General features: G+C 38.5%; 19 protein-coding genes. 9 read left to right on the forward strand and 10 right to left on the reverse strand.

Annotated features, from left to right (window positions below):
- Nucleotides 1–168 precede the first annotated feature (168 nt).
- Complete coding sequence (locus ACZ5B7_RS20470; protein ID WP_464490814.1) at nt 169–399, forward strand: hypothetical protein; 231 nt, start codon at nt 169–171, stop codon at nt 397–399.
- A 23-nt stretch (nt 400–422) separates the two neighbouring features.
- Here the strand turns inward: ACZ5B7_RS20470 and ACZ5B7_RS20475 are convergent, their stop codons facing one another.
- Nucleotides 423–890 carry a GNAT family N-acetyltransferase gene (locus tag ACZ5B7_RS20475; protein ID WP_464490815.1) on the reverse strand — a complete coding sequence of 156 codons (468 nt, stop codon included), beginning with the start codon at nt 888–890 and terminating at the stop codon, nt 423–425.
- Nucleotides 891–1,051: 161 nt separating this feature from the next.
- On the opposite strand from ACZ5B7_RS20475, the gene ACZ5B7_RS20480 reads away from it, so the two are divergent.
- Nucleotides 1,052–1,186, forward strand: a complete 135-nt coding sequence (locus tag ACZ5B7_RS20480; RefSeq protein WP_213145225.1) for a BA3454 family stress response protein — start codon at nt 1,052–1,054, stop codon at nt 1,184–1,186.
- Nucleotides 1,187–1,224: 38 nt separating this feature from the next.
- On the opposite strand, the gene helD is transcribed toward ACZ5B7_RS20480, so the two are convergent.
- Entirely contained in the window at nt 1,225–3,546 is a 2,322-nt protein-coding gene (gene helD, locus ACZ5B7_RS20485) for an RNA polymerase recycling motor HelD (RefSeq protein ID WP_464490816.1), read from the reverse strand.
- Nucleotides 3,547–3,919: 373 nt separating this feature from the next.
- Between helD and ACZ5B7_RS20490 the strand changes: the two genes are divergently transcribed.
- Nucleotides 3,920–4,453, forward strand: coding sequence for a YceI family protein (locus ACZ5B7_RS20490; protein WP_464490817.1), 534 nt, complete (start codon nt 3,920–3,922; stop codon nt 4,451–4,453).
- A 62-nt stretch (nt 4,454–4,515) separates the two neighbouring features.
- Here ACZ5B7_RS20490 and ACZ5B7_RS20495 read toward each other — a convergent pair whose 3' ends face one another.
- The 3 genes from ACZ5B7_RS20495 to ACZ5B7_RS20505 form a co-directional block, all read right to left on the reverse strand.
- Nucleotides 4,516–6,018 (reverse strand): aminotransferase class V-fold PLP-dependent enzyme, encoded by a 1,503-nt coding sequence (locus ACZ5B7_RS20495; protein WP_464490818.1) that lies wholly within the window; start codon nt 6,016–6,018, stop codon nt 4,516–4,518.
- 749 nt (nt 6,019–6,767) lie between these two features.
- Nucleotides 6,768–7,115: a hypothetical protein gene (locus ACZ5B7_RS20500; RefSeq protein WP_213120585.1), complete on the reverse strand. Its 348-nt coding sequence runs from the start codon at nt 7,113–7,115 to the stop codon at nt 6,768–6,770.
- Nucleotides 7,116–7,242: 127 nt separating this feature from the next.
- Complete coding sequence (locus tag ACZ5B7_RS20505; RefSeq protein WP_464490819.1) at nt 7,243–7,977, reverse strand: polysaccharide deacetylase family protein; 735 nt, start codon at nt 7,975–7,977, stop codon at nt 7,243–7,245.
- Between the two features lie 227 nt (nt 7,978–8,204).
- On the opposite strand from ACZ5B7_RS20505, the gene ACZ5B7_RS20510 reads away from it, so the two are divergent.
- A complete protein-coding gene (locus ACZ5B7_RS20510) occupies nt 8,205–9,122 on the forward strand; it encodes a MerR family transcriptional regulator (RefSeq protein WP_464490820.1) in 918 nt (305 codons plus the stop codon).
- Between the two features lie 87 nt (nt 9,123–9,209).
- Nucleotides 9,210–9,731: a MerR family transcriptional regulator gene (locus tag ACZ5B7_RS20515; protein ID WP_464490821.1), complete on the forward strand. Its 522-nt coding sequence runs from the start codon at nt 9,210–9,212 to the stop codon at nt 9,729–9,731.
- A gap of 78 nt (nt 9,732–9,809) precedes the next feature.
- Here ACZ5B7_RS20515 and ACZ5B7_RS20520 read toward each other — a convergent pair whose 3' ends face one another.
- The 4 genes from ACZ5B7_RS20520 to ACZ5B7_RS20535 all read right to left on the reverse strand — a co-directional run bounded on the left by ACZ5B7_RS20520 (nt 9,810) and on the right by ACZ5B7_RS20535 (nt 13,785).
- Nucleotides 9,810–10,280 carry a GreA/GreB family elongation factor gene (locus ACZ5B7_RS20520; RefSeq protein ID WP_423798777.1) on the reverse strand — a complete coding sequence of 157 codons (471 nt, stop codon included), beginning with the start codon at nt 10,278–10,280 and terminating at the stop codon, nt 9,810–9,812.
- A 195-nt stretch (nt 10,281–10,475) separates the two neighbouring features.
- The gene (locus ACZ5B7_RS20525; RefSeq protein ID WP_423798778.1) at nt 10,476–11,483 is read right to left on the reverse strand and encodes an acyltransferase family protein; all 1,008 of its coding nucleotides are present in this window, start codon (nt 11,481–11,483) and stop codon (nt 10,476–10,478) included.
- Nucleotides 11,484–11,741: 258 nt separating this feature from the next.
- A complete protein-coding gene (locus ACZ5B7_RS20530) occupies nt 11,742–12,995 on the reverse strand; it encodes a DHH family phosphoesterase (protein ID WP_464490822.1) in 1,254 nt (417 codons plus the stop codon).
- Between the two features lie 112 nt (nt 12,996–13,107).
- Nucleotides 13,108–13,785 (reverse strand): M50 family metallopeptidase, encoded by a 678-nt coding sequence (locus ACZ5B7_RS20535; protein WP_464490823.1) that lies wholly within the window; start codon nt 13,783–13,785, stop codon nt 13,108–13,110.
- Between the two features lie 183 nt (nt 13,786–13,968).
- On the opposite strand from ACZ5B7_RS20535, the gene ACZ5B7_RS20540 reads away from it, so the two are divergent.
- Nucleotides 13,969–15,099, forward strand: coding sequence for an ABC transporter ATP-binding protein (locus ACZ5B7_RS20540; RefSeq protein WP_464490824.1), 1,131 nt, complete (start codon nt 13,969–13,971; stop codon nt 15,097–15,099).
- Nucleotides 15,099–16,658: an ABC transporter permease/substrate-binding protein gene (locus ACZ5B7_RS20545; protein WP_464490825.1), complete on the forward strand. Its 1,560-nt coding sequence runs from the start codon at nt 15,099–15,101 to the stop codon at nt 16,656–16,658. The genes ACZ5B7_RS20540 and ACZ5B7_RS20545 overlap by 1 nt, the downstream gene beginning before the upstream one ends.
- 35 nt (nt 16,659–16,693) lie before the next feature.
- On the opposite strand, the gene ACZ5B7_RS20550 is transcribed toward ACZ5B7_RS20545, so the two are convergent.
- The gene (locus tag ACZ5B7_RS20550; protein ID WP_423798782.1) at nt 16,694–17,311 is read right to left on the reverse strand and encodes a GntR family transcriptional regulator; all 618 of its coding nucleotides are present in this window, start codon (nt 17,309–17,311) and stop codon (nt 16,694–16,696) included.
- A 158-nt stretch (nt 17,312–17,469) separates the two neighbouring features.
- On the opposite strand from ACZ5B7_RS20550, the gene ACZ5B7_RS20555 reads away from it, so the two are divergent.
- Together ACZ5B7_RS20555 and ACZ5B7_RS20560 are read left to right on the forward strand one after the other, a co-directional pair.
- Nucleotides 17,470–18,036, forward strand: a complete 567-nt coding sequence (locus ACZ5B7_RS20555) for a DUF2238 domain-containing protein (RefSeq protein ID WP_464490826.1) — start codon at nt 17,470–17,472, stop codon at nt 18,034–18,036.
- A 14-nt stretch (nt 18,037–18,050) separates the two neighbouring features.
- On the forward strand, nt 18,051–18,629 hold the full coding sequence (locus ACZ5B7_RS20560) for a DUF2238 domain-containing protein (protein WP_464490827.1): 579 nt from the start codon (nt 18,051–18,053) through the stop codon (nt 18,627–18,629).
- The last annotated feature ends 19 nt before the right edge of the window (nt 18,630–18,648 follow it).

Below are 18,648 nucleotides of genomic sequence, written 5' to 3' on the forward strand. Positions count from 1 at the left end.
AATAAGCAATATTCAACAAAATCGATAATTCAACCTTCGTTTTTGTTAAGTTTAACCTATTCCATGACACGATTTTCAATAATTTTCTGAAAAAATAGCAGGAAAATAAAAATCGGGGTCGAATTAGTAAACAAATGTTCGATTCTTGATTGGTTAGGAGTGTTGGTTATGGACAAAATCACTTGTATTGCCTATCTTCTTTACAATTCATCTAAGAATCAAGACATCCGTGAGAAAGCTATTCAATTATTAAATGGGGATGTATCAATCCGCGATTTAAAAAGAAATGTTTCCGTACAAGCCCATTTAGTTCTAGCAGAATCCACATTAAAGAAAAATAATCTAGACAAAAATCTTGTCCAGCAGTTCGCCGAGGAGTTCCTGAGCGTTGAAGTATAAAAAGCTTCCAAACCGGGGGCTTTTTATACAATAAATTTTTCATAACAAAAAATGACTCTTCCGTTTTCCCAGTCAACTGTGTTATAATATTTAAACCCTAATAATTTCCAAAAATGTATTGCTTTTGCATTTTCTTTTATAACACCAATTCGGACTCTGTCCAAACCCCGCTTGTCCATCTCATTTTCAATGTGTGCATAAGCTTGTGCACCAAAACCATATCCTTGATAATCAGCATGAATCATCAGCAGTCCTAGCCAAGGAAAATGATCGTTGGGATTTTCCAACATGTAATCCATAACACCAATATAAGTATCATCAAGTTTGATAAAAACACTGATCGTTTTAGGGTTTAAAAATTCCTTTTCCAAATCGGCAAGCTCCCTAGCCGCCAAGTCATTTTCCAAAACATTGTATTCGGGATTCGAATTCACAATCTCAAGGGCAATATAGAGTGTTTCTTTCCTAATCTCTTCAAAATGTATCGACATCGTTTTTCTCCTTTTTTATTCATACTTAGGATATTTTATCAAATAATCAGTTATTAACATTTTAAAATTATGTCATAAAAATCAGTACTCCGAATAAGCTTAAACCGTTGTGAAAAATTGGATTTTCTACTCAAATAATTTGTAAAGAAAGGTGATTTTATATGGTACAAATCGAGGTAAATATTTCTTTCGAAGGAAGAAACTATTGGACAAATGTCATTGCCGACCAAAATACATCTGATGAAGAAATACTCCGCCTTGCTTTTGAACAGGTTCAAAAGCAATGGAAAAAATAAAGTTTGAAAAGGCAGCAAATTCGCTGCCTTTTTGTTTTTTAGCCATTTATTTCATATGTGTTTTTTGGAACACCAACCATAAGGAGACTTATTCCATCTGTTGCAAATAAATGCAATTCGTGCATCGCCCTGGTACAGACTGTATAGAATAACTTCCGGTCGCTTTCTTTTTTATATTGGGAACTATCATAAAGGATGACTGCATCAAATTCAATTCCTTTTGATAGATATGAGGGAATCACCGACACCCCGCTTTCATAGGAAGTTGTTCCTTTTTCAATAAAATGAAGGGGAACATCTTCTTTTAAAGCATCATTTACCCGTTTGCTTTCCTCGCCAGTTCTGCAAATAACCGCAATCGTTCGATGCCTTGTTTGAAGTTCTTTAATTTTCTCCAAAACCTGTTTATTGAGCAAATTACTTTCAACTACTTTCAGCGAAGGCTTGATACCGCTCCGGTTAAAAGGCTCAATTTTGTCGCCATTCTCAATAAACTCCCTTGTGAATTCAACAATCTCCTTAGTCGAACGATATGTTTTCGTTAAAACAAACGTTTCAACCTCTCCCTCTTCTGCCTGGAAATCAGCGAAAACGGATTGCATTCCCGTCGCCCCTGAGAAAATAGCTTGGTTAAAGTCTCCAAGTAAGGTCACCTTACTGTAAGGAAACAACATTTTTATAAAAGCGAACTGAAAAGGAGTGTAATCCTGGGCCTCGTCAATAAATATATGACGAATGGAGGAATTTGACTTTCTCCCCTCAATTAAATCCTGCAAGTACACATATGGTGTGGCATCTTCATAAGGAATTACCATACTGCTAAATTGTGCCTTTGTTTGAGAGCAGATTGCATCCCACATTAACGGCAGTTCCTCAGGATTATTTTCCTTGTTAAATAACCCAAGATAAATTAACGGCAGATTGATAAATTTTAGATTTTTAACGGCCGCAAATATTGGCTTGAATTTTTCTTTCACAACCATTTCTGCTAACAGCTTCTGTTCCTGTTCGAAATCATCAAATGAATTCTCTGTAAACCGTTTCTTTTCCTGGAGTTTTTTATAAACCTCTAAATAATCCTCTTTCTCAAAATATTGAATCTCTTCCTCAACCCAGCTTCGGGACTGTTCCCGTTTGACCCATTTCTTTAATTCTTTTTTAAGCCACCCCATGAGAAGCTGCATCCTGTTTGGAATTGAAAAATTGGTATTTAAGGTATAAAAATAATCGTGAATTTCTTTTTTCGAGATTAAAACATTTCCTCTAAAGCTTATATCCTTAAAAATTAAACCTTGATTTGATAACCTCGCTGCATATTCATCTATTAATCGCTTAAACTCGAGACTAGCCTTAAAGCGAATACCATTCAACCTTGATTGATAATGTTCATTATCCTTTGCACTTAGCAGGTATTCAATCTGAGTAAAAGGATCCTCAACGTCAAATTCCCGTCCCAATCTTTGATTTAAGTATTCCTGGAAGGTAGATTGCTGCATATTCTCTTCTCCCAGCTCAGGCAATACTGTTGCGACATAGCTGTTGAATAATGGATTCGGAGAAAACAACAAAATATTTTCCGATTTCAACGTACCACGATATCGATACAAAAGATAAGCCACCCGCTGCATCGCCGCTGAGGTCTTGCCGCTCCCTGCCACACCTTGGACAATCAGCAATTTGCTTCGTTCATTGCGGATAATCGCATTTTGCTCGCGCTGAATCGTTGCGACAATGCTTTTCATTTGTGTACTGGCATTGTTCCCCAGAACCTCCTGCAGCATTTCATCACCAATGGTGACACCTGTATCGAACATTCCTTTAATTTCCGAAAACCGGATGATAAATTGTCTTTTCAACTCCATTTCACCGTAGATGGTCCCTTCCGGGGTTTGATAATGTGCCGGGCCGGGTGAATAATCATAATAAAGACTTGAAATAGGGGCACGCCAGTCATAAATTAAGAAGTTTTCATCCTGCTCATCCATTAATGAAGCAATTCCCAAATATACTTGATCGGTCGACTTTTCACCATCCTCCCAAAAATCGATACGACCAAAGTAAGGAGAAAATTTTAATTTATCCAAGGTTTTGAGGGTTCTGTCCAGCTGACTGTGTGTCCGTTCCCGTTCTGAGAGAAGTTCTGCCTGCTGTTTAATACTAGCCGCTGTTTCGATAACGTCATCCGGTTCATCCAGATTAACTGTAACACCCTCCCAAAAAGTCTTGCGGATTTCCAGAACATCAGAGCTAACCCTGCCGGTATTTTTTTGTAATTTGGCTATCTTTTTATCCACTTCATGCACGACCGAATTAACTCTTTCCTGCTCCAATTCCCAGTCATTATCTTGTAAATCCTTCATTCAACCACTCCCCAAATAAATTTTGGCTGCATTAGTTGACAACAGCGAACGAATGTGATAATGTTATAATAGGATATTTATAATCCTAATTACCATTAGATTTTCTTGCCAAAATTCATTTTAACATGTATTTTTGTCTATTTTCAAGTATATTTTTTAAAAACGCCGCTTTGGCGTTTTTTTCATTTTATGACGCTCTTTTCCTCAATATCAAACTTCATTTAAATCCCTTTGTAGTATTTGAAAAATCCTATAAATAATTTATAAAAAAACAATTGACAATCAGCATGACCTAATCATATAATTTATCTTGAATTAAGTTATTTCAAAATCAAGATAAATTATTTCAAACTAAAAAGGGAGAGATTTTAACATGACTAAAACAAAATGGGCATTAGACCCTGCACACAGCAGTGTAGACTTTTCTGTTCGTCACATGATGATTGCAAACGTAAAAGGAACATTCAACAGCTTCAGTGCCAATATCGAAGCAGATCCTGCAGATTTAACAACCGCAAACATCGAGTTCTCGGTTGAAACTTCAAGTGTGGATACACGTAACCAAGATCGTGATGGCCACTTAGTTTCTGCGGATTTCTTCGATGCTGCCAATTATCCTGCTATGACTTTCAAAGCAACAAATATTGAAAAGACTGATGATGGCGAGTACTATGTAACCGGCGATTTAACGCTTCGTGGCGTGACAAAACAAGAAACTTTTGCTGTTTCCTTTGAAGGTCAAGGCAAAGATCCTTGGGGAAATGAAAAAGTTGGTTTCAGTGCAGCGGGCACTTTAAACCGCTCTGATTATGGTTTGGTTTGGAATGCGGCACTTGAAACTGGCGGGGTGCTTGTTGGCGATAAAGTAAAAATCAATCTGCAAATTCAAGCAGCAAAAGCTGAATAATTAGCCACAACAAAAAAAGCTCTCCTGGTATTGGGAGAGCTTTTTTTACCTGTTAATTATCATCATTCCATATCAAAAAGCGGCGACAAATCTTCGCGAATAAAATCCATATAAAAATAATCATTACTGGCTGCGTCATATAAATAATCTTGTTTCCACATTTCTATATTGGCAACAATCTCCTGCATTGCCGAAACAAACGTTAGAATTTCTTCATTAGACATAATCGGATGCAATGAAAATCGCACCCAGCCAGGCTTTGTTGATAAATTTCCTTGGTCTATTTTGTCCGTTATTTGCTGTGAGGATTTTTTGTCAATATTAAACAAGTAATGCCCATATGTTCCTGCACATGAACAGCCGCCGCGAACCTGAATCCCAAAACGGTCATTTAGGAGGCGGACAATTAAATTATAATGAACATTTTCGACGTAAAAGGAAACGATTCCTAACCGGTCTTTCACATGACCTTCTAAAATATGGAGCCCAGGGATTTCCTCTAACCGCGGCAGCAGCTGCTGCAGCATTTCTTTCTCTCTCTTTAAAATATTTTCAATCCCCATCTGTTCTTTTAGATTTATGCATAAAGCCGTTCGAATACCCTGAAGAATTCCGGGCGTACCCCCATCCTCCTTTGTTTCAATGTCATCATAATAGTGATGTCCTCCCCAAGGGTTAGTCCAAGTAACTGTCCCTCCGCCAGGATGGTCGGGAATCCTGTTCTTATATAACCTTGAATCAAATATTATCACACCGCTTGTTCCCGGCCCTCCTAAAAACTTATGTGGCGAGAAAAAAACAGCATCTAATTTTTCCATTGGATCAGTTGGATGCATGTTAATAGAGACATAAGGGGCAGATGCGGCAAAATCAACAAAACATAGGCCGCCATGTTCGTGCATGATTTTGGCTAATTGATGAAACGGCGTTTGAATACCCGTTACATTGGAGCAGGCTGAAAACGAACCAATTTTTAACGGACGGTCTTCATATCGCTTTAGAAGCTGTTCTAAATGAGAAATATCAACATTTCCATTTCTGTCAGGCTGTATCATGACAACATCCGCAATTGTTTCAAGCCAAGTCGTTTGATTCGAATGATGCTCCATATGGGTTAGAAAAATAATCGGCCTCTCTTTCTCAGGCAGGTTTAAGCGTTTTTTCCACTGTTCATGTATTCGCAGCCCCAGCATTCTTTGAAATTTATTAATCACAGAGGTCATCCCAAAACCGTCTAAGAGAACCACATCATATTTATCAGCACGGACATGCTCCTTGATGATTTTCTTTGCTTGTTTATACATCCCTGTCATCATTAAACTAGTTATATTTGATTCTGTATGGGTATTGGCCATAAAAGGACCAAAAACTTCTGTAATTTTCTCCTCAATTTTCCGGTAAAGACGTCCACTTGCTGTCCAGTCACCATAAATAATCTTCTTTTTGCCATATGGAGAGTCAAATTCATGATCAATTCCAATTACGTGGTCACGGAAGCTTTGAAAATAGGTTTCGAGGTTATCGGGAATGCGAAAGGTTTTGCTGCCAATTTTACCGGTAATCATGTCAATTCCACCTCAACACAAAGTCTTGATAACCAGTATATGCGAGAAGCTTTTTCATGGGTCTTGGTTTCGTTCTATATAAATAAAAGCAGCCTATTTTGACTGCGATTTATATTTTATTCACAATCTTTCACAACGACCTTAATTATTTAAATATTATAGACCTTTCAACAAGTCTGTTGATTGGCGCTCCAGGCACTTCGCTTTCCGCGGGCGTGCCGGTGAGCCTCCTCGTCGCTGAAGCTCCTGCGGGGTCTCCCCTGCCCCGTACTCCCGCAGGAGTCTTCGTGCCTTCCGCGCCAATCAACAGGTGTTTTCAAAAAGGGAGGACCTACATAATTAAAATAAGAGGTGAATTAACTATTAAAACAAGATGAGTCTAGCCAATGTTATTGCATATGAACAGGATCCTTTCTACAGCTTGCCAAAATTCATTAAAGATTGCAGTACACTTTTCAAAGTTGAAAAAGTTTGTCCGCAATACTCTAGATTGATTAGCCTCCCTGTTGATTGGAGCGGAGGGCACTCGACTCCTGCGGGATATAGAGGTCACTGGAGACCCCGCAGGCGCCAAAGCGCCGAGGAGGCTCCAGAACCTCCCCGCGGAAAGCGAGTGCCCGGAGCGGAAATCAACAGGCCGAGTAGCAGGGACACTCAATAAATAAAAAATTTAGACAAAACAAAAATTGCCGAGAAATATACCCTTTCTCGACAATCTGAAAAGCAGCCTATGGCTGCTTTGTGTTTCATTAATAAGTAGTGACCTTTGTGGATTCCTTCCGATTGACTTCATCAATTTTTTGGGTAAACATTTGAAAGACCCGTTTTTTCTCCTCTAGGTCACGTATGTATTCTTTTAGTTGATTATAGCTTTCTTCAAACGGCTTATGATACATTTCACGGATTTTATCAATTAACTCCTCGTTTACTGTGGATTGAATCACTTGCTTGGTTATTCCGTATTTATAGGTATAGACTTTTAATTCCTGAGATACTTCCTCATATTCCTTTTCAATTTCTTCTAGCACCACTAAAATATCTTGCTTCCACTCTTCCAATGATTTCTGCAGATAGGACTTGACCATCGTCTCTTCCATAAACACACCTTCTCTATTACCTTATTTAATTTATTATAGCGATGTTAGTTTACATGGAAGTTTCGGAAAAATTACAAACCCTTTTCAAGCATAAAAAAAAACGATTACTAGGAAATCACGTAACCGTTTATTTAGCCTCCACGATTTTCGCAAACTCTTCTAGCGTGGTTGAATATTTAATATACGTCCTTGGCAGTAGATATAGTTCATTTTTTATTCCGGTTTTTGTATAAGGCCCTGGAGTAGTGGTTAGTCCATAGGTGTAATACTTCTTTGTTTCCTCCACTACTTTTTCATCGAAATCTCCAAATGGATATGAGAGAGCAATAACCGATTTACCCGTAATTTTTTCGATTTTTTTCTTTGAGTGGTTTAATTCATACTCGTAATCAGCTATTTTAGATAATTCAGGATGTGTTGCTGTATGTGATTGAATAGAAATGAGCCCTGAACTGGCTAGCATCTTTAAATCCGATGGGGATAATCGATTGGGACGCTCAATAAAATCGGAAATAATAAAGAATGTACCTGTTGGGTTAAATCTTTCTGTTTTCAATTTTTGGAAAATGTAATAAACATTAAGATTATTTTTATAGCCGTCATCAAAGGTTATAAAGATTGGCTTGTCAACCTTCTCCTGATCAGCCCATCTTTCAAAGGTCAGCAATGTAAAACCGTAATCTCTCAAATATGTCATTTGTTTTTCAAAATTCTCTGGTCTTACATAAAGCTCCTTTTGGCCATGACCGCTATATTCCTCAATGGAGTGATAAATTAAGATTGGCACTTTTTTTGCTGCCATTACCCGGTCAGGAAAAACTAATAGTAATAAATAGGATACTGCTAACAGAAATTTTTTCATACAATCCCTCTTCAAAAAATGTTTATTCACTATTATTCCACACATTTCTGCCTTCATCCTTCTCTCATCAAATTGCCCAATTTGCAATAATATGTTACTATTTCAAGATTTTCGTCTTGTTTTGATAGCTTTTGTCAAGCGGCAGGAAAAAACCATATCTGATGGTGAATATCTTAGTATCGAACTCATAAAATTCTTTCCGAGATAAATAGAAAGGAATGATTCTCATGAAGTCTTATACACTTAAAGAAGTTTCCAAAAAAATAAATACTGCACCTGGCATCATCCGGCAATGGGAGAAGGAATTAACAGGAATACTCCATATTTCCAGATCAAAACAAGGGGCAAGAATTTATACAGATGTTGAGATTAACCAATTAACCGAAGTAAAGGAACTATTTGCTAAAAAGATCGGTAAAGAAGCAGTTCGGGATGCGCTGCTAAAACAATCCATCACCAATCATGATACGGAACCCGAGGAAACAGCCGCTGACGCTGATATTGAGTTTATTTCTCCCCCGGAGCCAGTCACATTCGAAATGGTTACCCATTTAACCAAACAGCCTTCTATCCCTGATAACGAAAACAGCTTATCGAATGCTGATTTATTTTTTGAGGTGATGGATGCCTATAAGAAAAACTTCTTAAATGAGGTTAAAGAGGAAATTAGAAGTGTTGTACGAAAAGAAATATTAACTGAGGTAAAAAAGGAGATTTCAAACGGTACGCTTAGAACCGTTAAATCCGTGCAGGATTCCATTTATAAATCTTCAGAAAACACAAAAGAGCAAATTCAGGAACTGTCCGAGACCATTTCGAAAGCTTCGGAGGAAACCTCAGATAAGTTGAGATATTTATCATCCAACATCAAGAATGTCACCATCGAAACTGCTGATGAAGTTTATTCCCTCACAAAACAGGTTGTCGAAACCTCAGATAAGCTATCAAATTACATCGACCAAACCAATAATGAAATTTCCAATTTGGCTGACGAAATCGCAAAGGAACGTGAATTCCTTATGGATGACCGTGAGCAATACCGTCATGAAGTCCAGCAAAGGGAAGCCGCCTTTCAACAAATGCTGGCAAACTATCGAGAGGTTGCCGCGGCAAAGGAAAAAAAGTGGTGGAAATTTTGGAGTTAAATTTAAGGTACGGGAATCTTCATTAACGCTGATTCTTTTCGTTGGATATCAAGGTTTTCGGTCATTTTTAAAAATGGAGGGATTGTCATGAATACAGCAGAGGCTGCAAAATTATTGGGTGTTTCAATTAGCACAATTCAGCGCTGGGTAAAACAGCTTGAACTGCCAATGGAACGAAATGAGCGTGGCCACTATCATTTCAAAGATGAGGATATTGAACTGTTTAAAAATATCCACGAACAGCTCCAGAACGGAACCTTATTGCAAGATATCAGCCAAGAAAAGGAAAAGAAAAGTCCACGCAAAGGGACAGTGAAAGCGGTCGAAAACGGTGAGGCATTGGAAAAGCTGTATGCCAAGGTAAAGGAATTAGAGCTTGGTTTACATTCGAAGGCGGATTCTGTTGCCTCCTATCAACTCCTCCAGCATCGCAGGGAGATTGAAGAACTGCAAAATCTTGTGAGAAGCTTGGAGAAACAGGTTGCACAGCTTCAAAACGAGGTAACCAAATTAAAAGGACCGGCACCTGCCGAAAAACCGTTAGTTTTAGAAAACAGTAAGGTAAAAAGAAAAAAGAAGAATTTTGTTAGTTCCCTATTTGGCTTTTGATTATCAATTAAACTGACCGAACGCGGTCCTCACACGTTCGGTCGTTCTCTTATAAAACGTTTTCAAAAGCATGCATGTTTAAGCCTCTTTTGTTTGCTGTGTATCGAATTCCAGCAGACCCCCAAAGTACGAGATTTCCTTAATGCTGACACCAAGTTCTCCAGTCGGAATTTTCAAGGATAATTCTTCCCCGATATTTTTTAAAAGAAGCTGTCTGCCGACTGGGGATAAAAAGGATATAAAGCCTTTGTCAGGGTCAGACTCCTCCGGAAAGCAAATAACATATTCCTCTGTTTCCTGATCATCGAGATACATAACGGTAACCTTTGTCCCAATATAAACCTTTGGAATTGATGCTATAAAGCCATTTTTTTGGTTTTGTTTTAATATCTCCTCCAACTCCAAAACATAAAGGCTGAAAAAATGTTTCAGTCTTTCCTGAATAGGCGTCGAGGAAATGTAGAGATTAGTTAAATCCTTGATATTTTCCTCAATATACACAAGCTGTCTTTGGAAGTACTGCTTGTTGGCCTGACCACTATGGTTCATAGTAGATAGCCCCCATACTCGGATTAAACTTCCTGCAAAATTTTGTTGCGTTTTTCATGTTATATTCCTCCCACATAAAAAATGAACCCTCCAAAAAATTTTTGGAAGATCTTAGCACTATATTACCATATTTCAACTTGAAAGTCGCAATTTAAAAAGGCCATTCATAGAGAATAGCCTTTTTAGCTTTGAAGCCTATTTTCCGCCAGCATTTGTAAGCGGCAGCTTGGGTTCAACAAGCGGTTTTGTATATTTTTTAACCAAAAAGCTGCCCAATAGCAAGCAGACAATAAACGAAAAACCAATAAGAAATAAATAGACTCCCGAGATGGAACTAAACCCTTGGTCCGGAAAAACGGATTGGACCGGTTTAATGAGAAAACCGTGGAACAAATAAATATAAAGCGTTCTTTCTCCAATTTCGGTAAATTTGAACTGTGCCGATGGAATAAATGTTAAAAAGCTAAACACCATTAGAAAGGTTAAGAGATATTGCAAAGACCGATATACTCCGGCTGAAATGTGTTCTACCCCCATTGCTGCATAGGAACTGTCACCCAAAAGCCAGGAAACAGCATCTTGAGGAAAGGAATGGCCAAAGAAAATGACAGCAGCCAGGAGGACGACCATTGCCGTCGGCAGTGAATACTTCCCTCTCAGAATCCTTTTTAAATGCCCCTCGTTTAATAGAAAGCCGAGCAAGAAATATGGAAAAAAGACAAATGTTCTCGACAAGCTCAAATAGCTGCCGGCTTCATTAAAATAACCAATGGCCACACCGAGAACAATAGCAAGGACCAATCCCAGCCATTTCATTCTTGAAAAAGGAATCAGCAAGATGTTCCAAAATAATAAGCTTAATAAAAACCAAAGCGACCAGTGGGGATGGAAAAAATCAACATGAAAGGCAGCTTCTTTGCCATTCATATAATAGTACACAGAATAGATGGTCTGAAAAAAGAGATAAGGGATTAATAGCTTTATGGTCAGTTTTTTAAAGTAGCCCGGCTTTTGGAATCCCTTAGAAAAATAACCTGAGATTAAAATGAACGCTGGCATATGAAACAAGTAAATAACTGTATACAACGTGAAGAGAAACCCATCTTGATCCTTTAACGGGCTGATTAAATGCCCAAAAACGACCAAGAACATTAAGATAAACTTTGCATTATCAAAATACTTACTCCTTTTTGATTTAGCCATAATATCACCTCATCATATGGATTCAATCAAAAGGTATATTAATATTGTAAAATTAACTTTTGCTTAAAAAATAAAATATCCATTTGGTGTATAAAAAATACCTTTTTATAAACTTACCATTACTTCATTACAGGAACATGTTTATAAATTTACTTTTCATTTTCAATAAAATTACAATTTCAAGATAATGATAAAATACTCCTGCGCTGATTTTCCTATAATTTACTCCATGCAAAAAAAGAGCTGGCCGCCCAGCTCTCATTTTCCTCCAACAATATCCACCAATCGATTGCTGATAATTTCTGCATAGTTTTCCTTTAATTCCTTCTCTGATATCTTTAAGTATTTGGAAAGTTCTACAAGGTACTCCCGGTCATACCGCAGCCATGAGGAAAAGCTTCTTTTAACAAATCGCTCAGCTTCCATAAAGGTCAAGAACATCGTCGTGGCCTTTTCACCGTTATGAAAGACATAAAACTCCCCGTCTCCAGAAGGAAATATATAAGAAATCTCCCCTTTATGATTCTGGTAGCTGCTCCCTGTTTCCGACTCCTTCAGATTAAATTCATTGCGGTCAGCATCGGGTTTAAGCGGTAAGATATCAAATACATTTATAACAAATGTTTCAAAGGCCGCTTTGGTCAAATCTGCCCCTGAAGCTTTCGGATGTCCCCCTCCTCCATACCTTTTAGCAAACTCCGCGACATTCACTTCATCATGAATGGTCCTAAAGCCCATCTTTTTCCCACCCAAATTAAGAAGGACGATCATATCCAAATGTGGATTTTGCGTGTTTAATGCATTCCCCAGCTCTGACATGTTTTGTTCCGCAGGGACGATACCAACACAATAATCTTCCACAAAGGTTTGGACCATTTGCCTACTTTTAGAATGGATATATCGGTTAATTTTTTGTTCCTCGATATCCAAAATTATGTTTTCTGTTTCGGTAAAATCAAATGATTCCCTGTTCTCCGTTAACCTTTTTATCATTTCCTCTTCAAACTGTTCCCGGTTCATAATATGGAACAAATCATTTAAGCGTTTGGCCTTGATATTGTTATTTTCATCCCATTCCCAGGTATCGTACTGCCTGATTAAGTCTACAAATTCATCGAGCGCTTTGCTTTTATCCAGTCTTCCCTTCTCAATTAGATAGTCGTAAAACAGCGATGTGGCACAGGTTTTTTTTCCAGATTCATATTCTGTTTTGACACTACCCCATTTGTAGTTATTAAAATGCAACGCTGTCACATGATGATCAATCACCTGAATATGTTTTCCAGCCTGAAATCTTGCGGCTAATTTTTTCTCAGTTTCTTCATTTACAGCTAAATCGGTAATGAACATTTCTTCATTATTATTTTCTTGGTTAGTTATAAAAGCTTCGACCCGCTGATTTAAATTACGATAAGAGCAATAGGATACTTTTGCCTGTTCCCCAAAAGCGAGCTTTGCCAACACCCCGCTGCCAAGGCCATCTAAATCAACATCAGTAAAAAGTTTGACCATTCCATACACCATCCCATATTTTTTCCATAAGGTATATTTTGGTTTTTATTTTATCTTCCTATTCATTAGAAAAGCTGACCCGATTAGAGCCAGCTCATTTCCCAGTATAAGCTTAAGTTTTGTAATATCCTCTTTTTAGGCCGTAATAACAAAACCAGAGTGCCTGAAAGAAAAAGAGTGCTCCCCAAAATGGGGCGGGAATAATTATGGTCAAATTCGCCAAATTCGCCGCATCTCCCGCAGATTGCGGGCTTAGTAAACTTATATAAAATATTTCATATGCACTTTGAACCGAATCCACCAGTAAAATAGAGGCGATCAGCATCAATAAATGATCTCTAAATCCTTGGCTCCCTTTAATGAGCAGGAACAGGAACCCCGCAGCAAATGAACTGAGCCAAAATATTCCATATGGGTTACGTACCCAGAAAAGGAGATTAATAAAAATGAATCCCAATATGATATCGATTAATAGTATCTGCTTTTTCCTTCCAAGTAATAAAAAGAAAAGGAAGGCTGAAAATGATGCAAATGTATAACCCGCCAAGCTGGTAAAAAAACTGCCAATCCAAGTGGATTGATTACTATACGTGGCACCTTCAGAATTCATAAATAACGAAATTCTTTCTACGTTACCGCCCAGTAAAGCCACGAATGCATGTCCGGACTCATGAATTAATGTATTTATCATCCGAAAATAATTCCCCATAAACGGAATATGAATTAACAGAACGCTAGTCACGAGGAAAAGAAAAAACTTCGCACTGAATTTTTCACGAACAAAGCTCAATTGACATTCTCCTCTGTTTTAAAAATTTTCATTATTTTCTATATTTTATCACTATTAATTAAAAAAGAATAACAATAACCACGCCATTCTGAAGCCGCATATCTTTTGGACAATTTTTGAACAAATTCGACAACCAACAACTTATGTGATAACATTAAGTTGTTACATCCCAAAAAGGAGGGAATGAGATTGATAGAGTTTAAGAATATTATTAAAAAATATCGATCCAAAACAGTTATAAATTCTTTTTCATTAAAAGTTGAAGCAGGACAGCTTGTTGTTTTTATCGGTCCAAGTGGCTGCGGGAAGACAACCTTGTTAAAAATGATTAATAAGCTGATACAGCCAACTTCAGGGAAGATTGTGGTAAATGGATCTGATATTTCTACCGTGAATCCGATTGAGCTTCGCCGAAATATTGGCTATGTCATTCAAAACACGGGTTTGTTCCCACATATGACGATTAAGGAAAACTTAGAGTTAATTCCTAAACTGAAGGGGGAAGATCCTGCTGCTATTGAGAAGAAAACGAACGAGTTACTTGAAATAGTAGGATTAGATCCCAAAGAATATCTGCACCGTTATCCAAAGGAATTAAGCGGCGGCCAGCAGCAGCGAATTGGCGTAGCAAGAGCCTTCTCAACAAACTCCGACATTATCTTAATGGATGAACCATTCAGTGCACTCGATCCCGTCACACGATCATCACTTCAGGATGAACTGTTCCAAATGCAAAAGGAATTAAACAAAACGATCATCTTTGTCACTCATGATATGGATGAGGCTATTAAAATAGCTGACAAGATTTGTATTTTAAAAGATGGGGATATTCTTCAGTATGACACGCCAGAAAACATCTTAAAAAATCCTGCTAATGATTTTGTTTCCGATTTTATCGGCAAGCGCAGGGTATGGAATAATCCTGAATTGTTAATGGCCGAGGATATCATGATTCCAAATCCGGTTAAAATTACCGCCAAACGGAACGTCCTGCAGGCAATTGAAATCATGAAGGAAAACAAGGTAGACAGTTTATTGGTAACTGACAAGAATAACCGTCTTATCGGATTGGTGACCTTGAAAGGAATTCAATTGTTAAACCGCAACTCCGAAATTGAATGGGTAATGGAGAAGAATGTCCTGTCAGTATCACAGGATGCCAATTTGATTTCCGTTCTCGCAACCATGAATGAACATAAGATTGGTTATGTGCCTGTTATTAACAGTACTGGACAGTTAACAGGTCTTATTACAAGAAGCAGTATTTTATCTGCACTAAGCAGCCAATTAATCGACATGGAGGTGGCCTTTTAATGGCTGAATTATGGAACTATGCAAGTAACAACTATAACCAACTCCTTGAACTTTTAGGACAGCATATATATTTAAGTGTCATGTCTGTTCTGATTGCTACCGTTATTGGAATTCCACTTGGAATATTGATTTCCAGAGAGCCAAAGCTTTCTAAACCAATCATAGGCACTACAAATGTCATTCAGGCGGTGCCAAGTCTGGCATTGCTCGGATTTCTAATTCCATTTATCGGCATCGGCAGTACCCCTGCCATTGTAATGGTGGTATTGTACTCCCTGCTTCCAATTGTGAAAAATACCTATACGGGATTAACCAATATTGATCGAGACATTCTGGAAGCCGCCAAAGGCATCGGTCTGACCAAGGGTCAAACAATGAGAAAGGTGCAGCTGCCGCTGGCCTTCCCGATGATTATGGCGGGTATCAGAATTTCAGCCGTTACGGCTGTTGGGTTAATGACGATTGCAGCCTTCGTAGGAGCAGGCGGATTGGGTTATCTTGTCTTCTCCGGTGTGCAAACGGTCGATAATGCCATGATTTTGGCTGGTGCGATTCCGGCATGTATCCTTGCATTATTAATCGACTTTATTGTCGGAAAGCTTGAGACCTCCCTATCTTATAAGACAAAACAATCGTCTGCGTCGAAAACAGGAAAAACAACCAAAAAAATCATTCTTTCTTTTGCCAGTGTCCTTCTAGTCATTGCCGGCGTCTTTACCGTTTATTCAAAGGCCCAGGCTGGCGATAAAATTGTCATTGGTTCGAAGAATTTCAGTGAGCAGTTGATTCTTGGTAATATGCTTGCCGACTTAATTGAAAATAAAACTGATTTAGAGGTTGAAAGAAAGCTGAATCTTGGCGGTTCTCAGGTTACCTTCAGCGCCCTTAACAGCGGCGATATTGATGCATATATAGAATATACAGGGACTGGCCTTGTCAATATTTTAAAACAGCCCCCACAAAACAATCCCGAACAGGTGTACAATTATGTTCAAAAGGAATTTAACAAAAAGTACGGGATTAGATTATTAAAGCCGCTTGGTTTTAATAACACCTATGCACTGGCTATTCGTAAGGATACCGCTGATCAATACGGACTGAAAACCATCTCCGACTTGGCCAAAGTCAGTAACGAGTTAATTATGGGACCCACCATTGAGTTCCCAAATCGAGAAGACGGATTAATTGGTCTCTCCAAAACATATAATATGCAATTTAAGGACGTTAAAGCCGTTGACGGCGGCCTGCGTTATACAGCGCTCGACAATCACAAAAGCGACGTTATTGACGCTTTCTCTACCGATGGCTTGATTGAAGCCTTTAAGCTAAAAGTGTTAAAGGATGATAAGAACTTCTTCCCGCCTTACTATGCAGTTCCAATCATCAAGGAGGAAACTTTAAAAGAACATCCTGAACTGAAAAATGTTCTTAACAGCCTTGCCGGCAAGATTACAGAGGATAAAATGAGGGAACTAAATTATAAGGTTGATAGTCTAAAACAATCCCCAGCAAAAGTTGCGAAGGAATTTTTAGAAAAAGAGGGATTATTAGACAAATAAACAACAGGAGGCAGACAAAACGTCGCCTCCTGTTCTTATTCCTGTATAAAATGAACCACCCTGTCATAGGTTTCCTCGCTGCCAATCACGAGCAATACATCCCCTTCTAGAATAAGCGCGTACGGTCCTGGAGAGATTACGAGGCCTCCCTGTCTTTTGATCCCAATTACTGTGCCGCCAGTGTTTTGCCAAAATTTCAAATCCGAAATAGTCTTGCCGATATGGCTGCAGTTTGGAAGAATTTCGATTTCAATCGGGGCAAGCGGATTTGTGTGACGAAGCTTCCCTGAATAATCCAATATTTTTCGGAGCGTATCAAACAACTGGTCATCCAGCTTATTTCGTTCCAACATAAGTGTATTCATTTGTTTTTCTAATTCCTTGATGCTAGCCAGATTCGAAAAACGTGAAATATATTTAAAAGCATTTTCACGGGATGAGATGACAATGCCGCTTCCCTTTGTGGACTGGACAATTTCCACATCCTCCAAAATCTTGATGGCCCTCCTGACTGTTTCCGGAGATACCTTGTAATCACTAGCCAATGTCGATCTTCCATGAATCTTATCCCCAACTTTAAATTCCCCATCGTAAATTCGATTGGCCAAATCGATGGCGATTCGTTCATATGTCGGTATTTGTGCCCTTTGCATAAGAAGCCTCCACAAAGTTATTCAATATAAGTTACTATCTATTCCAGTATTACTATACATTTTTAATATGCAATTGGCGAGTGCCGGATACATACTCGGGTAAAATCGGAACATAATGGGCATAATATCAGGCAGGACTCTTGTAAAGAGGTGCAATTATGTGGCGAAAGGTTCTTGGTGTTTTAAGTGTGATTTTTATTTTATTTATGGCTGTCCTATTTATTTTATACATTATGAAGGGGGACTCATCCAGATGGCAGGTAGCCCTTGGCGGAATTTTGGTCAGTGCCCTTCCTCTATTTATATTGCGCTTTAAAAACAATCCGTTCAACATCCCCCTTATCATAGGGTATTATTTCTTTTTATTTTGCTCGTTATATTTAGGGTCCATCGCAAGTTTTTATTTGCATCACAAATGGTGGGATTCCACTCTTCATTTTTATAAAGGAGTGTATGTGGGAATTGTAGGAATTGCCTTATTTAAGAATATGATAAGAGCGAACATAAGAAATGAGGTCTCCTCCTGGATTCTTTTTCTGTTTGTCCTCTCATTATCCGTTTTAGCAAGTGCCCTATGGGAGATTTACGAGTTTTTAGGGGATATCACTTTTACGCACACGATGCAAAGAGGCGGCAATAAAGATACGATGCTAGATCTGCTGTTCGGTCTTGCAGGGGGAATCCTCGTGGCTGTTTATGCAAAGGTTAGAAAACAGACTGTGTAGGTTAGGTGGCATATATGAATCGAAAACTTGTCCTTTTATTAAGTGGTTTGTACGTAATTTTCATGGCAATTTTAGCTGTCTATTACCATAATCAGGGGCAATCCTTTAAATCAACGGTGGCGATAGGCGGCATTGTCTGCGGGGCAATCCCGCTTCTGTTGGCGTTATTTACAAAGCTCCAATTTAATCTGCCCATTGTCATCTCCTATTTAATTTTTTTAGTGGGTTCACAATATTTGGGTTCTATCCGCGGCTGGTATGGGCTTGGCTGGTGGGACAGCTTTATGCATTTGGTCAGCGGGGCAATTTTGGCTTTTGCCGGCATCGCCTTGTATGAACGGCTGATTCACAGGTCCGCCGGAGGAGATATATCTCCATGGTTTGTGTTTTTATTTACGTTATCATTTGCCGTTCTCGGCGGTGTGCTATGGGAGGTTTATGAATTTAGCTGTGACCAATTTTTGGGGATGACTCTACAAGGCGGCGGGAATAAAGATACGATGACCGACCTAATTGCCGACACCCTTGGCGGTTTAGTGATTGCGATATGGTCCTGGATAAGGACAAAGATAAAACTGAACAAGAGAAGATAAAAGCAGCCCCAATCACTAA

This window comes from Neobacillus sp. S1115, assembly GCF_055385565.1.

Coding starts and splice junctions, on each gene's coding strand:
- ACZ5B7_RS20470 (WP_464490814.1), top strand. CDS start 169: ATGGACAAAATCACTTGTATTGCCTATCTTCTTTACAATTCATCTAAG.
- ACZ5B7_RS20475 (WP_464490815.1), bottom strand. CDS start 890: ATGTCGATACATTTTGAAGAGATTAGGAAAGAAACACTCTATATTGCC.
- ACZ5B7_RS20480 (WP_213145225.1), top strand. CDS start 1,052: ATGGTACAAATCGAGGTAAATATTTCTTTCGAAGGAAGAAACTATTGG.
- helD (WP_464490816.1), bottom strand. CDS start 3,546: ATGAAGGATTTACAAGATAATGACTGGGAATTGGAGCAGGAAAGAGTT.
- ACZ5B7_RS20490 (WP_464490817.1), top strand. CDS start 3,920: ATGACTAAAACAAAATGGGCATTAGACCCTGCACACAGCAGTGTAGAC.
- ACZ5B7_RS20495 (WP_464490818.1), bottom strand. CDS start 6,018: ATGATTACCGGTAAAATTGGCAGCAAAACCTTTCGCATTCCCGATAAC.
- ACZ5B7_RS20500 (WP_213120585.1), bottom strand. CDS start 7,115: ATGGAAGAGACGATGGTCAAGTCCTATCTGCAGAAATCATTGGAAGAG.
- ACZ5B7_RS20505 (WP_464490819.1), bottom strand. CDS start 7,977: ATGAAAAAATTTCTGTTAGCAGTATCCTATTTATTACTATTAGTTTTT.
- ACZ5B7_RS20510 (WP_464490820.1), top strand. CDS start 8,205: ATGAAGTCTTATACACTTAAAGAAGTTTCCAAAAAAATAAATACTGCA.
- ACZ5B7_RS20515 (WP_464490821.1), top strand. CDS start 9,210: ATGAATACAGCAGAGGCTGCAAAATTATTGGGTGTTTCAATTAGCACA.
- ACZ5B7_RS20520 (WP_423798777.1), bottom strand. CDS start 10,280: ATGAACCATAGTGGTCAGGCCAACAAGCAGTACTTCCAAAGACAGCTT.
- ACZ5B7_RS20525 (WP_423798778.1), bottom strand. CDS start 11,483: ATGGCTAAATCAAAAAGGAGTAAGTATTTTGATAATGCAAAGTTTATC.
- ACZ5B7_RS20530 (WP_464490822.1), bottom strand. CDS start 12,995: ATGGTCAAACTTTTTACTGATGTTGATTTAGATGGCCTTGGCAGCGGG.
- ACZ5B7_RS20540 (WP_464490824.1), top strand. CDS start 13,969: ATGAGATTGATAGAGTTTAAGAATATTATTAAAAAATATCGATCCAAA.
- ACZ5B7_RS20545 (WP_464490825.1), top strand. CDS start 15,099: ATGGCTGAATTATGGAACTATGCAAGTAACAACTATAACCAACTCCTT.
- ACZ5B7_RS20550 (WP_423798782.1), bottom strand. CDS start 17,311: ATGCAAAGGGCACAAATACCGACATATGAACGAATCGCCATCGATTTG.
- ACZ5B7_RS20555 (WP_464490826.1), top strand. CDS start 17,470: ATGTGGCGAAAGGTTCTTGGTGTTTTAAGTGTGATTTTTATTTTATTT.
- ACZ5B7_RS20560 (WP_464490827.1), top strand. CDS start 18,051: ATGAATCGAAAACTTGTCCTTTTATTAAGTGGTTTGTACGTAATTTTC.